We start from the raw sequence: 13391 nt of genomic DNA, 5'->3' as shown, positions 1-13391 counted from the left end.
CGGAAAGGCCGGCCAACGCGCGCCCATTGGTTCGCGGCTGTCATCCCGCGAAATCCGGGCATGACTGGGCGCGACTGGCGACACCTATATATTGAGCCGCACACCCCCCTTTCGTCAAGTTCCCGCAGGCCGTAGATCATCTTTGCGTCGGCCTGTCCACTCGCCGGGGGGCTGCCGTGAGGCGCGGACACGCTCTGTCCGGACGACTTAACTGTACGCCCGGAAATGTGTGAACGCGTCACCCTCGGTGTCGGGTTCCCCTTAACTCTCTCTTAGCCAGGTTGCCGCAGTTCACGGCGCACCCGTAGCGTCAGCGCGGCCCGCAACCGACCCGTGGAGGGGACAGGCGTGTACCGCTGGACCGACCCGATCGAACCGGATGGCGTTCCCCGACGCCCCGAGCCGCCGACCGACGAGGGTCCGGCCTGGCTCACCGACCGGCCCGAGCCGCGGTCGTCCTACCTCTTCGGCGACGAGCCGGAGCAGGCCGCCCCGGACTGGGCCGACGCTCCGACCGGCGTCTGGCGCACCGACCCCGCCGATGCCCCGTGGCGCAGCACGCCGACCCCCGGCTCCGACCGGACCGGCCAACTCCCGCCGGACGACCGGACCGGATACCCCCCGCCGGGCGACCGGACCGCGTACCTCACCCCGATGGACGACCGGACCGGGTACGCCCCGGCCGCCGACCACACCGCCGCGTACCCGCCGTTCCACTCGGACGAGCGCGGCGGCGGGGAGCGACCGGCCGCCGCCTGGCGTCCGGCCGCCGACGAGCCGGCCGGGGAGGCGGGCCGGCACCGGCAGCAGCGCCGCTTCCCGCGCCCCCTGGTGATCGGTGGGGCCGCCGCCGCGGCAACCCTCATGGTGAGCCTCGGAGTGGGTGCGCTGATGCTGCCGCGCAGTGACGAGCAGACCGAGCCGACCTCGGCCGACGGCGCGATCGCCGCCGCCCCGGCCGCGCCGGGTACCGCCGGCGGTCCCGGGGGCGCCCTGGCCGCTCCCTCCCCCAGCACCTCGCCGAGCAGCCTCCGGCCGAGCCCGACCCGGACCGCCACCCCGAAGCCGAGCCGGACCACCGCCCCGTCCCGCCAACTGCAGCGGAGCACCGCGCCGAGCAGCACCGGAACCCGGTCCGCCACGTCGACGGGCATCACGGCCGAGCTCCAGGAGGTCGTCGACCTGGTCAACAAGGAGCGAGCGAAGGCCGGGTGCAAGGCGCTGGCCATCGACGACAAGCTGATGCTGGCCGCCCAGCGGCACAGCCAGGACCAGGCCGACCACAAGACCATGTCGCACGACGGCAGCGACGGCAGCGACGTCGGCGAGCGCCTCGACCGGGTCGGCTACGCCTGGCGGGCGTACGGCGAGAACGTCGCCTGGAACCAGCAGACGCCGGCCGCCGTCATGGACGCCTGGATGAACAGCCCGGGCCACCGGGCGAACATCCTGAACTGCTCGTTCACCGAGATCGGCGTGGGCGTCGCACGGAGCAACGGGCCGTACTGGACCCAGGACTTCGCCACCCCGCGCTGAGTCGCGCGTCGTGACCGGGCCCGCGCTCGTTCAACCGGGTGAGGTACGCCGGCCCGGTCGGCGCGGGACGGACCGCTCGGCGTACCGGTAGGGGGCGGCGGAGAGCCGCCCGCGACCCGGGAGCTGTCGATGCGGATCCGGCCGACGTGGGCTGTGCCGCTCCCCCGGCCGGCCCACGTCCGCCGACGTGGACCGGGCCGGGGCGTGGCGGCGGTGCTGGCCGTGCTGCTGCTCGCCCCGGTGCCCGGTTGCCGGGAGCAGCTCGTCCCGCCCGGGGCGCCCACACCCTGGCCGACGACGCTGGCCCGGCAGTGGCAGTGGCAGTGGCAGCTCACCGGCCCGCTGGACGTCACGGCCGACGCGGACGTCTTCCTGCTCGACCCGGTACGCACCACCTCCACCGAGACGACCGCGCTGCGGGCCCGGGACCGCCGGCTGGTCTGCCAGGTCCGCGTCGGGACGTACGCGGCCGACGACCCGGACATCGACCGGTTCCCGGCGGACGTGCACGGCGTGCCGGTGAGCGGCCGGCCGGGCAGCCGCTGGCTCGACGTACGCCGCTGGGACGTGCTGGCGCCGGTGCTCGCCGACCGGTTCCGGCTCTGCCGGGGCAAGGGCTTCGGCGCCGTGGCGCTCGACGACGCCGACGGCTACCTGCACCGCTCCGGCTTCCCGCTGGACTTCGACGACCAACTGCTGTTCAACCGGCGGCTGGCCACGCTCGCCCGGTCGCTGGACCTCTCCCCCGGGCTGATCGACGACGTGCCGCAGGTGGCCGCGCTGGCGCCCGACTTCGACTTCGCGGTCAACCAGGAGTGCGTCCGCCGCCGGGAGTGCGCCAAGCTGCTGCCCTTCGCCGACGCGCACAAGCCCGTCTTCCACGTCGAGTACACCGGCGACCCGGCCGCGTTCTGCGTCACCACCGTCGGCTACGGCTTCGCCTCCATCCGCAAGGACCGCGCCCTCGACGCCTGGCGCGACCCCTGCCCCCTTCCGCTGAGCGCGCGGCCCCGGGGTTGACAGAGGCCCCTTCCCCACCCGGGAAGGGGCCCTGCTGTCGCGACGGAATCAGCCGGCGGCGCCCCCGGTGAGCGGGGCCGGGGTGCCGGTGGTGGTGGGCTGCGACGGGATGCCGGCGTGCTCGGCGCTCAGCGGGGTCGCCAGATCCTCCAACGACTTCCCCTCGGCCTTGACGCCGAGGACCAGCTCCACCAGACCACCGATGATCATCACGGCCGCGCCGATGATGAAGGCGAGCACGGTGTCGCCGACGTTGCCGGTGCCGACCAGCTTGGCGAAGAGCAGCGGACCGGTGATGCCGCCGGCGGCGGTGCCGATCGCGTAGAAGAACGCGATGGCCATGGCCCGGGTCTCCATCGGGAAGATCTCGCTGACCGTCAGGTACGCGGCGCTGGCGCCGGCCGAGGCGAAGAAGAGCACCACGCACCAGCACGCGGTCATGGTCACCGCGTTCAGCACGCCGGCGTGGAACAGCCAGGCGGTGCCGAGCAGCAGCACGCCCGAGCCGATGTACGACCCGGCGATCATCGGCACCCGGCCGACCGAGTCGAAGAGCCGGCCCAGCAGCAGCGGGCCGAGCAGGTTGCCGACCGCGATCACCGCGAAGTAGTAGCCGGTGTTGCCGGTCGGCACCTTGAAGAAGGTCTGCAGGATCTGGGCGAAGCCGAAGGTGATCGCGTTGTAGAGGAACGCCTGCCCGATGAAGAGCGAGAAGCCCAGCGTGGCGCGCTTCGGATAGCGGCCGAACAGGGTCCGGGCGATCTCCAGGAAGTTGGTGCTCTTCCGCTGCCGGATCTCGATGTGGTCGTCGGCCTCGGTGAGCTCCCTGCCGGTCTCCCGCTTGACCTCCGCCTCGACCGAGTCGACCAGATGGTTCGCCTCGTCGGCCCGGCCGTGGATGAACAGCCACCGGGGGCTCTCCGGGACGTGCCGGCGGACCAGCAGGATCACCACGCCGAGCACCGCGCCCAGGCCGAAGGCCACCCGCCAGCCGAGGTTGGTCGGCAGGCCGTGGAGCAGCGGCACGGTCAGCAGCGCGCCGAGCGCCGCGCCGAGCCAGAAGGTGCCGTTGATGATGATGTCGATCCGGCCGCGGTGCCGCGCCGGGATCAGCTCGTCGATCGCCGAGTTGATGGCCGCGTACTCGCCGCCGATGCCCATGCCGGTCAGGAACCGGAACAGGAAGAACCACCAGGTGTCGAAGGAGAGCGCGGTCAGCGCGGTGGCCACCAAATAGAGCCCGAGGGTCAGCAGGAACAGCTTCTTACGCCCGAACCGGTCGGTGAGCCAACCGAAGAAGAGTGCGCCGGTACAGGCGCCGGCCACGTAGAGCGCGGCGGCCAGGCCGGTGACCTGGCTCTGGGTGATGCTCAGGCCGCTGCCCGGCTCGGCGAGCTTGCCGGAGAGGTTGCCGACGATGGTCACCTCGAGGCCGTCGAGGATCCACACCGTGCCGAGGCCGATCACGATCATCCAGTGCCAGCGGGACCACGGCAGCCGGTCCAGGCGGGCCGGGACGTTGGTCCGTACGGTGCCGGTCCGCACGTCGGTGCTCATGACGTACTCCCGGGGGATGCGGAGGCCGGGGCGCGACGACGGGCCGCCGATGTGAGCTGTTCGTCCATGGCGGCCCACATGCCCCGGCGCCGCGCGCGTCAATCCTCCGGTGACTTCCCCGTCACCCGACGGCCTGGGCGGCGGTGGGGCGGGCTCGGTGGCGTGAGCCGCCGGCGCGCCCGGTCGGGCGGGGCGGGCGGAGGGCCGGACCGCGCGTGCGGTCCGGCCCTCCGGTGTGATGGACGGGTCAGCGGACGCCGACCAGCTCCGGCGTCGGGGCGGGCGGCTCGGCCGGCGGGGTGGCGGTGCGACCGCGCAGGAAGCGCGGGGCCCACCAGTTCGCGTCGCCCAGCAGCGTCATCAGCGAGGGCAGCACCACGGCCCGGATGATCGTGGCGTCCAGCAGGATCGCCGCCGCCAGGCCGATGCCGAGCTGCTTCATGTCGATGGTGCTCAGCGTCGCGAAGATCGAGAAGACCCCCACCATGACGATCGCCGCGCTGCTCACCACGCCCGCCGACGAGGTGATCCCGTACGCCACGGCCTCCCGGTTCGACAGGCCGGAGCGGATGCCCTCCCGGATCCGGCTGACCACGAAGACGTGGTAGTCCATGGAGAGCCCGAAGAGCACCACGAACAGGAACAGCGGCAGCCAGGTGACGATCGCGCCGATCGAGGTGAAGCCGAGCGGTCCCGCCGCCCAGTCGCCCTGGAAGACCAGGACCAGCAGGCCGTACGCGGCCCCGGCGGAGAGCAGGTTGAGCACGATCGAGGTGAGCGCGACCACCACCGAGCGGAACGTCCACGCCATCACCAGGAAGGTCAGCGCCAGCACGAACGCCACCACGAGCGGCAGCTTCTCCCGGATGTGCTGCGCGTAGTCCTCGCTGGCGGCGACGCCGCCGCCGACCGCGTACTCGATGCCGGGGATGCCGCGCAGGGCGGCCGGGACGTAGTCGTCGCGCAGCTCGTGCAGCGACCGGGCGGCCTCGTCGGTCCGGCTGGCGTACGGGGTGGCCACCTCCAGCACCGACACCCGGCGGTCGGCCGACACCTTGATCTTCGGGCCGTCCCCCTCGGCCGGCGCGAAGAGCGGGTCGGCGGCGGCCCGGCCGGCCAGGTCGGTCAGCGCGGCGTGCACCCGGTCGGCCTGCTCGGCCGGCGCCCGCACGGCCACCGTGTGGCTGGTGCCGTTGCTCGGGAAGGCGGCGGTCAGCCGGTCGTACGCCTGCATCGCCGGCGTGGTGCGCGGCACGTCCTCCATGCCGGGGAACTTCAGCTTCATGCCGAGCGCCGGGGCGGCCAGGGCGAGCAGCAACCCGACCGAGACGACCAGGGTGGCCAGCGGGGCGCGCAGCGCGGGCTTGAGCACGGCCGGCCAGAACCGCGGCCGGGCCGGCTCGCCGTGCCGCCCCGTACGCGGCGCGGTGAGCCGCCACAGGAACGGCACCCGGGGCCGGTCGACCCAGCGGCCGAGCTTGGCCAGCAGCGCCGGCAGCACGGTCAGCGAGCCGGTCACCGCGACGGCCACCACCAGGATCGAGCCGACCGCCAGCGACGAGAAGATGGCGTCCTGGGCCAGCAGCAGCCCGGCCATCGAGATGATCACGGCGGTGCCGGAGACCACGACGGCGTGCCCGGAGGTCTCCGCCGCGATCTCCACGGCGTCCAGCCCGGACCGTCCCTTGGCCCGCTCCTCGCGTTCCCGCCGGACGTAGAAGAGCGAGTAGTCGATGCCGACCGCCATGCCGATCAGCAGGATCACGCTGGCGGTGGTGTCGGTGGCCGGCACCAGGTGCGAGGCGAGGGTGGAGAGCCCCATCGCGGCGGCCACCGAGGAGAGCGCGAGCAGCACCGGCACGCCGGCCGCGATCAGCGCGCCGAACGCGATGACCAGGATGGCCAGGGTCACCGGCAGGCTGAGCAGCTCGGCCCGCTTGAAGTCCTTGCCCAGGGTGTCGTTCAGCGCCTTGCTGACCGAGGGGCCGCCGACCTCCTCGACCCGCAGCGCCGGGTGCGCCTCCTGCACCTTGGCGGTGGTGTCCCGCAGCGGCTGCACCCGGTCCTCGGCCGTCTCCGGGTCGCCGGACATGGTGATCGGCAGCAGCAGCGCGTTGCCGTCCCGGGACGGCAACGGCGTACCCACCGAGGCGACCCCCTCGACCTGGCGCAGCCGCGCGGCGGCGTCGTCGGCGGCGGCCTTCGCCGCGGCCGGGTCGAGCGCCCCGGTGCGGGGCGTGATCAGCACGTTCTCGGTGGCCGGCTCGTGGAAGCCGCCACTGTCGACGATCACCTCGGCCCGGCCCACCTCGCCGATCGCCTGGTCCTCGTCGGTCGCCTCGTTCAGGCCCGCGGCGTTGCCGCCGACGAAGCACACCGCCACGAACACGATCCACAGCGCGATGGCCCGCCATGGGTGCTCCGCACTCCACCGTGCCAACCGCACGGTCACCGGTCGCCTGCCCATACCTGGGTTCCCCCTCCACACGTCGGCCCCCTGCCGACGGTGCTGACGCTAGGCAGCGGGCGACGCCCGGACATCGGGGAACGGCCCCGGCTCGTCCCCGATCCGCCCGGCCCCGGCCGGGCGGACCGCGCCGGCTCCACCAACCGGACAGAACGGGATTTTCCGGGTACGACGGGGGGACGCGCCGGGAACCGCCCGGCGAGGCACACCGGTGCAACCCCGAGTCGACTCCGGGTCATCCCCGGAGGGCACCCCGGGGGCGGGGCTGGCAGCGCGGGCAACTGTACGAGGACCGGTTCATGAACGCCTCGCGCCGGATCGGGGCGCCGCAGCGCGGGCAGGGCTCCCCCTCCCGGCCGTACGCGTTCAGCGACCGGTCGAAGTAGCCGCTCTCGCCGTTGACGTTGACGTACAGCTCGTCGAAGCTGGTGCCGCCCTGCTTGATCGCCTCGCCGAGCACGTCCCGGACGTGCCCGAGCAGCCGGCCGGCAGCCGGGCCGGTCAGCGCGTCGGTCGGGCGGGCGCCGTGCAGCCGGGCCCGCCACAGTGCCTCGTCGGCGTAGATGTTGCCGACCCCGGAGACCAGGGTCTGGTCGAGCAGCGCCCGCTTGATCTCCGTCCGCTTCCGACGCAGCGCGGCCACGAAGTCGGCATCGGAGAACTGCGGGTCCATCGGGTCCCGGGCGATGTGCGCGATCTCGGCCGGCAGCTCCGCGCCACCCTCCGACACCGACAGCCCGCCGAACGTCCGCTGATCGACGAAGCGCAGCTCCGGACCGTCGTCCGCGAACCGGAACCGCACCCGCAGGTGCAGCTCGTCGGCCGCCCCGACCGGCTGGAGCAGCAGCTGGCCGGACATGCCCAGGTGCCCGATCAGGGCGTCCCCGCTGTCCAGCGGCAGCCAGAGGTACTTGCCCCGGCGCCGGACGTCGGTGATCGTCCGGCCGGTCAGCACGTCGGCGAAGTGCGCGGCGCCGGGCTCGTGCCGGCGGATCGCCCGGGGGTGGCGCACCTCCACCGAGGTGACCGTGCGGCCGGTGATCCACTGGGCCAGGCCCTGCCGGACCGTCTCGACCTCGGGCAGCTCAGGCACGGCCGGCGCCCGCTCCGGCCGCGTCGGCCGTCCCGGCCCCCTCGACGCCCGCCGGATCCTCGGCGCCCTCGGCCGCGGCCTTCGCGGCCGCCTCCGCCTCGGCCTGCTCGGTCAGCATCCGCCAGGCGGACTCGGCGGCCCGCTGCTCGGCCTCCTTCTTGCTGCGCCCCTCTGCGCCGCCGTACCGGTTGCCGGCCACCACCACCCAGGCGGTGAAGGTCTTCAGGTGGTCCGGGCCGGTGCCCTCGATCCGGTACTCCGGGACACCCAGCCCGAGCGCCGCGGTCAGCTCCTGCAGGCTGGTCTTCCAGTCCAGCGCGGCGCCCCGGCCGGCCGACTCGGCCATCAGCGGGTCGAAGAGCCGGTGGATCACGATGGCGGCGGTGTCCAGGCCGTACTGGAGGTAGATCGCGCCGAGCAGCGCCTCCAGCGTGTCGGCCAGGATGCTCGCCTTGTCCCGGCCGCCGGTGGCCTCCTCGCCCTTGCCCAGCAGCAGGTACGCGCCCAGCCCCGCCGGGCCGAGGCCGCGTGCCACGTCGGCCAGCGCGCGCATGTTCACCACGCTGGCGCGCAGCTTGGCGAGCTGCCCCTCGGGCAGGTCCGGGTGGTTGTGGAAGAGCGCAGTGGTGATCACCACGCCGAGGACGGAGTCGCCCAGGAACTCCAGCCGCTCGTTGGTGGGCAGGCCGCCGTTCTCGTACGCGTAGGACCGGTGGGTCAGCGCGCGCTCCAGCAGCTCCGGGTCGAGCGACACCCCGAAGGCCGCCTCCAGGTGGCCGACGGGAGCACGCCGCCGCTTGTCGTTGGTCATGGTGCTACCTCGGTGTCGTTTCGGTCAGGTGCGGAATCGTGCGGGAAGCCGTCGAGCAGGGTCGAGACGCCGTCGGTGGCACCGCAGCGCCACAGGTGGGCGGCGAGGGCGATGCCGGAGGCGACGTCGTCGGGCTGGGCCGCGCCGTGGCAGACCACCACCGTGCCGGCCACGCCGAGCAGGGCCGCCGCGCGGGGGGCGCCGCCGCTCGCCGGCGGTCCGCCGGCCATCGCGTACGCGCCCTCGATCGCCTTGAGCAGCACGTTGCCGGTGAAGCCGTCGGTGACCACGACGTCGGCGCGGGTGCCGAGGGAGACGTCGTACCCCTCGACCAGGCCGACGTAGCGGGCGTCGCAGGGCAGCGGGACGGCGGCGAGCGCGGGATCGGCGGAGCGGCGCAGTCGGTCGCCCTTGCCCGCCTCGGTGCCGACGGAGAGCAGCCCCACCCGGGGCGCGACGACGGCGTGGGCCACGGCGGCGTACGCGGCGCCGAGCACGGCGTACCGGGCGAGGGTGGCCGGGCCGGGTTCCAGGGTGCCGCCGACGTCCAGCAGCACCACCGGGCCGGCGACGGCGGGCAGGGTGGCCACCAGCGCCGGGCGGCGTACGCCGGTCCAGCGACCGAGGCCGAGGGCGGCGGCGGTGACGGTGGCTCCGGTCGAACCGGCGGAGACGAGCGCGTCGGCGAACCCGTCGCGGATGGCGCTGACCGCCGCGCGGACGGTGCTCTCCCCGCGCGCGGCGGTGGGATGGTCGGCCATGCCGACGGCGGTCCGCACCGGGCGGACCGTGACCCGGGCACGCTGCGCCGGGTCGAGCGCATCGATCAGCCCGTCGGCGACCTCGGTCGGTCCGACGAGCAGCAGGTGCAGGTCAGGGTCGGTGCGCACGGCTAGCAGAGCGCCGTCAACCACGACGGCGGGAGCATTGTCCCCGCCGAGGAGGTCGACGGCGATCCGCGCGGTGCCCGGCTCCACCGGTACGCCGGCCGAGGGCCGGCCGGCGGCGGAGGGAGCCGGGGCACCGGGCGAGAGCCATGGTGCGCGCGCCACCCGACCCGTGGTCGGGGGCGTCACTCGGCGTCCAGGTCAGACCTCGAGGACCTGGCGGCCGTTGTAGGTGCCGCAGACGGAGCAGGCGGCGTGCGGCAGCTTGGCCGACTTGCACTGCGGGCAGGCCACGGTCGCCACCGCCGCGGCCTTCCAGTTCGCCCGGCGGGCGCGGGTGTTGCTGCGCGACATCTTGCGCTTGGGGACGGCCACGGTTCTTACTCCTCTGTACGGGTCAGTTGCGACAGGCCCGCCCAACGCGGGTCGATCTGCTGGTGACTGTGGTCGGCCGGCAGATCGTCCCAGTGCACCCCACACTCGGGGCACAAGCCTGGGCAGTCCTCCCGGCAGAGCGGGTTGGTCGGCAGTGTGAGCACCACCGCGTCCCGCAGCGCCGGCTCCAGGTCGATCAGATCGTCCTGCATCCGGCCCACCTCGTCCTCGTCGGTCGTGGTGTCCGTGGTGCTGTTCTCGTACGCGTACAGCTCCTGGATGTTCACGACCACCGAGTCGTCGATCGCGCGCAGGCAGCGGCCGCACTCGCCCTTGACGGGACCGGAGACGGTCCCGGAGACGAGCACGCCCTCGGACACCGACTCCAACCTCAGGTCGAGGTCGAGGTCCGCGCCCTCCGGCACGCCGATCAACTCCACGCCGAGGTCCGCCGGTGCCGGCACGACCCGCTTGACCGTACGCAACGCGCCAGGCCGACGCGGCAGGTCCCTCGTGTCGAGGACCAGCGGCGACCTGGGGTTGAGTTGGCTTGGCGAGTGCTTGGGCATAGTTAGACTCCGGCCGGTGAGAGGCCGACAAAAAAGGTTACCTGGGTGACCGGCGGACCGTCGAACCGGGGGCGTCGCCCCTGGCCCGGCGGCTGCCGGCTGTCGGCTGCCGGCCCGCGTGCCGCTCAGAAGGGTAGCGGGCGATCCGCCTCGTCCCCAGCGAAGGTGCCGATCTCGCGCAGCGCGTGCATCTTGTCCCGGCCGCGCTCTATCGAGGCCAGCGCCCGGGTCAGGAACTGCTCGAAGTTGGCCAGGGCGGTGTCGACGTAGTCGTCCACCTCGTCGCGCAGGCGCTGCGCCTCGGCGCGGGCCTCGGCGATGATCCGGGCGCCCTCGTGCTCGGCGGATACCGTGATCTCGTTCACCGAGACCAGGCGGGCGTGTTCCGCCTCACCCTCGCTGATGATCCGGTCGGCCTCGCGCTTGCCGGCCTCCATGATCTTGTCGCGCTCCTCCAGCAGCGCGGCGGCCCGGCGCAGGTCGGCCGGAAGTTCCGCGCGCAGCTCGTCGAGGGCCGCGATCATCTCGCCCCGGTCGACCATGCAGTTGTTGCGCGACATCGGGACGGAGCGGGCCTGCTCCACCATGGCGATCAGTTCGTCGATGCGATCGAGCGGGTCCACCGGTACCTCACTCCTGTCCTCAGTCGGCCGACCTTCATGATGCGGCCTGCGCCCGGGTTCGGCGCTGCACACATCATGTCGCGCCCACTCCATCCGCACCCCTGCACCCCTACCCGGCGCGTCGCCCCGTCCCGGCCCCGCCTCCCGTCTCGCCGATCTTGCACTTCTGGCGCCGACATTCCGTCCACGAGCGGACGAATCACCAACCGGAACTGCAAGATCGCCAGAGCGGGGAGGGGGCGGGGGCGGGAGTGGGCGGGAGGGGGCGGGGGCGGTCAGGGGCGGGGATCGGGGTGGAGGCGGGCGTCGAGCTGCTCGCGGACCACGTCGGGGACGTGCGCGGAGATGTCGCCGCCCCACTTGGCCACGTCCTTGACCAGGCTGGAGGAGAGGAAGGAGTAGAGCGGGTTGGTCGGCATGAAGAGCGTCTCGACGCCGGCCAGGCCGATGTTCATCTGGGCCATCTGCAGCTCGTAGTCGAAGTCGCTGACCGCCCGCAGGCCCTTGATCAGCACGCTCGCCTGCTGGGCTCGGCAGAAGTCCACCAGCAGCCCGCGGAACGACTCGACCCGCACGTTGTCGTACGAGGCGGTCACCTCGCGGAGCATCTTGATCCGCTCCTCGACGGTGAACAGCCCCTGCTTCGACTGGTTGACCAGCACACCGACGATCACCTCGTCGAACAGGCGGCTGGCCCGGCCGATGATGTCGAGGTGTCCGTTGGTGACCGGGTCGAAGGAGCCCGGACAGACCGCACGTCTCATGATCGGCGACCGTACCAAAGGGTGGTCTCGCCGTAGCGGCGGCTGCGCTCGGGCGTGACGCCTTCCACCCAACCGACCGGCCCGGTACGGCTGGACCGCTCGATGACCACCAGCGCGTCGGGGGCCAGCCAGTCGCCGTCGACCAGCGCGGCCAGCAGGGCGGTCACCTCCTCGTCGGGCACCGCGTACGGCGGGTCGGCGAAGACCACGTCGTACGGGCCGCCGTCCGGGCCGGCCGCGAGCACGGTGGCCACCTTGCCGGTGACCAGGCGGGCGGCCGGGGCGGCCCGCAGCGCGGCGATGTTCTCCCGGATCACCCGGGCCGCCCGGGCGTCGGACTCGACGAGCAGTACGTGCTCCGCGCCCCGGGACAGCGCCTCCAGCCCGACCGCCCCGGAACCGGCGAAGAGGTCGGCGAAGCGGGCCCCCTTCAGGTCCAGCTCGGCCTGCACGGCGCTGAACAGCGCCTCCCGGACCCGGTCGGAGGTGGGGCGGGTGCCGGCGCCGGGGGGCGCGGTGATCCGCCGCCCGCCGTACGTCCCGGCCACGATCCGGGTCACCGTCTGCTCCTGCACACGCCCCTGACGCTACGCGACCGACGGCGCGCCCCGGGCGACGCGGTTCGCGCCACCGTGGGCATCGCGTGACCGGGACGCGGCCGTGCGGTCCTGCCCGTTCAACGGGGAGGACCGCACGCACCGGAGAAATTGAAAGGAGCAGTGGTCAGGCGCAGCCGCTCGTGTACGAGGCGAGAATCATCGCGCCGTGGTCACTGGCGTAGTACTTTCCGTTGATCCGTTGGAGAACGTACGTCCCCTTGTAATAGACGTACGGGCCGGAGATGGTGAAGTAGTTGTCCGCCTTGCCGAGGGTCTGCGAACCGGCGATGCCGTCGACCTGAAGGTTGTAGCGGTCCTGGAACGCCGCGGTGGCCGCCTTGGTGCCGGACCCGTAGATGCAGTCCCTGGCCCCCGTGTAGAGCCCTTCCGCCCAGAGCACCCACTGCCAGGCGAGAGTCGCCGCACTGTTGCTGTGGGAGGTGGTGCTGAGCACGCCCTCGTCGCCCCAGTCGTCGGTCACCGTGTCGACCCCGTACATGTAGCCCTGGGAAACGGATGCACTGGCTGGCGATGTCACAAACAGGGCGCCCCCGAAAAACGCGGTGACGATTGCCGCAAGCAGCCTCAATTTCATATCGCATTCATCCCTTCTCAAGGTCATTTGATTGAGGCAACGGTAATCGAAGAATTGAAATCTATGGGGGAGGACAAATGACAGCTGATGCGGTCAATCAGGATGCGGGCGTTGTCCGACAGCCGACAGCGTCCACCGTATTCCTGTGGTAGGAGGAGAGGCCCTCAGCCTTGCTCGGGACGCCCGGCGAGGTCCCCGTCGACCACGGCCGGGGCCGCCGGCGCCGGACGCGGGGCCGACCCGGCGGGCCCGCGCCAGCCAAGGGTCCCGGCCACGATCCGGGTCACCGTCCACCCCTGCACGTGCCCCCGGACGCTGCGCGATCACCGGAGCCACCCCGGCGACACCGTGCGTACGCCGATCCCCTCCGGGTGATCACCGACCGTACATCAATGATCTCGAATTCATAACAGAGCTGTTGCCAGGCGCTGATCGGAGTAACGCATTCGGCGTCGATCTCGCTAGGGTCTGCCCGGTTGTGAGCGGACGTGAGGC

At 72.8% G+C, this 13391-nt stretch carries 13 protein-coding genes; 2 read left to right on the top strand and 11 right to left on the bottom strand.

Going from position 1 to position 13391, the window contains the following annotated elements:
• The first annotated feature begins 348 nt into the window (after positions 1-348).
• Entirely contained in the window at positions 349-1536 is a 1188-nt protein-coding gene (locus ACZ6S5_RS06590; protein WP_465998418.1) for a CAP domain-containing protein, read from the top strand.
• 129 nt (positions 1537-1665) lie between these two features.
• Positions 1666-2556, top strand: coding sequence for an endo alpha-1,4 polygalactosaminidase (locus ACZ6S5_RS06585; RefSeq protein WP_465998416.1), 891 nt, complete (start codon positions 1666-1668; stop codon positions 2554-2556).
• Between the two features lie 48 nt (positions 2557-2604).
• On the opposite strand, the gene ACZ6S5_RS06580 is transcribed toward ACZ6S5_RS06585, so the two are convergent.
• From ACZ6S5_RS06580 to ACZ6S5_RS06530, 11 genes are all read right to left on the bottom strand, one after another.
• Positions 2605-4113, bottom strand: coding sequence for an MFS transporter (locus tag ACZ6S5_RS06580; protein WP_465998414.1), 1509 nt, complete (start codon positions 4111-4113; stop codon positions 2605-2607).
• Between the two features lie 247 nt (positions 4114-4360).
• Positions 4361-6580 carry an MMPL family transporter gene (locus ACZ6S5_RS06575; RefSeq protein WP_465998412.1) on the bottom strand — a complete coding sequence of 740 codons (2220 nt, stop codon included), beginning with the start codon at positions 6578-6580 and terminating at the stop codon, positions 4361-4363.
• Between the two features lie 235 nt (positions 6581-6815).
• Positions 6816-7673, bottom strand: a complete 858-nt coding sequence (gene mutM / locus ACZ6S5_RS06570) for a bifunctional DNA-formamidopyrimidine glycosylase/DNA-(apurinic or apyrimidinic site) lyase (protein WP_465998410.1) — start codon at positions 7671-7673, stop codon at positions 6816-6818.
• Positions 7666-8484 carry a ribonuclease III gene (gene rnc, locus ACZ6S5_RS06565; protein ID WP_465998408.1) on the bottom strand — a complete coding sequence of 273 codons (819 nt, stop codon included), beginning with the start codon at positions 8482-8484 and terminating at the stop codon, positions 7666-7668. Before rnc ends, mutM begins: the two co-directional genes overlap by 8 nt.
• Positions 8481-9461 (bottom strand): phosphate acyltransferase PlsX, encoded by a 981-nt coding sequence (locus ACZ6S5_RS06560; protein WP_465998679.1) that lies wholly within the window; start codon positions 9459-9461, stop codon positions 8481-8483. Before ACZ6S5_RS06560 ends, rnc begins: the two co-directional genes overlap by 4 nt.
• A 111-nt stretch (positions 9462-9572) precedes the next feature.
• Positions 9573-9746, bottom strand: coding sequence for a 50S ribosomal protein L32 (rpmF, locus tag ACZ6S5_RS06555; protein WP_302767768.1), 174 nt, complete (start codon positions 9744-9746; stop codon positions 9573-9575).
• A gap of 5 nt (positions 9747-9751) precedes the next feature.
• Positions 9752-10315 carry a YceD family protein gene (locus tag ACZ6S5_RS06550; protein ID WP_465998405.1) on the bottom strand — a complete coding sequence of 188 codons (564 nt, stop codon included), beginning with the start codon at positions 10313-10315 and terminating at the stop codon, positions 9752-9754.
• A 125-nt stretch (positions 10316-10440) separates the two neighbouring features.
• Complete coding sequence (locus ACZ6S5_RS06545; RefSeq protein ID WP_073832495.1) at positions 10441-10938, bottom strand: SPFH domain-containing protein; 498 nt, start codon at positions 10936-10938, stop codon at positions 10441-10443.
• Positions 10939-11213: 275 nt separating this feature from the next.
• A complete protein-coding gene (gene coaD / locus ACZ6S5_RS06540) occupies positions 11214-11702 on the bottom strand; it encodes a pantetheine-phosphate adenylyltransferase (RefSeq protein ID WP_465998403.1) in 489 nt (162 codons plus the stop codon).
• Positions 11699-12262 (bottom strand): 16S rRNA (guanine(966)-N(2))-methyltransferase RsmD, encoded by a 564-nt coding sequence (gene rsmD / locus ACZ6S5_RS06535; protein WP_465998677.1) that lies wholly within the window; start codon positions 12260-12262, stop codon positions 11699-11701. The genes coaD and rsmD overlap by 4 nt, the downstream gene beginning before the upstream one ends.
• 163 nt (positions 12263-12425) lie before the next feature.
• The gene (locus ACZ6S5_RS06530; protein ID WP_465998402.1) at positions 12426-12782 is read right to left on the bottom strand and encodes a peptidoglycan-binding domain-containing protein; all 357 of its coding nucleotides are present in this window, start codon (positions 12780-12782) and stop codon (positions 12426-12428) included.
• Positions 12783-13391 lie beyond the last annotated feature (609 nt).

The sequence above is a fragment of the Micromonospora sp. NPDC051924 genome, assembly GCF_055586005.1.
The sequence above is the reverse complement of the archived record's forward strand: the minus strand, read 5'-3'. Positions and strand labels throughout refer to the sequence as shown.

What these genes read in the sequence shown, in the direction of transcription:
- ACZ6S5_RS06575 (WP_465998412.1), bottom strand. Translation starts at nt 6,580, where the DNA reads ATGGGCAGGCGACCGGTGACCGTGCGGTTGGCACGGTGGAGTGCGGAG.
- ACZ6S5_RS06550 (WP_465998405.1), bottom strand. Translation starts at nt 10,315, where the DNA reads ATGCCCAAGCACTCGCCAAGCCAACTCAACCCCAGGTCGCCGCTGGTC.
- ACZ6S5_RS06580 (WP_465998414.1), bottom strand. Translation starts at nt 4,113, where the DNA reads ATGAGCACCGACGTGCGGACCGGCACCGTACGGACCAACGTCCCGGCC.
- coaD (WP_465998403.1), bottom strand. Translation starts at nt 11,702, where the DNA reads ATGAGACGTGCGGTCTGTCCGGGCTCCTTCGACCCGGTCACCAACGGA.
- ACZ6S5_RS06585 (WP_465998416.1), top strand. Translation starts at nt 1,666, where the DNA reads ATGCGGATCCGGCCGACGTGGGCTGTGCCGCTCCCCCGGCCGGCCCAC.
- rnc (WP_465998408.1), bottom strand. Translation starts at nt 8,484, where the DNA reads ATGACCAACGACAAGCGGCGGCGTGCTCCCGTCGGCCACCTGGAGGCG.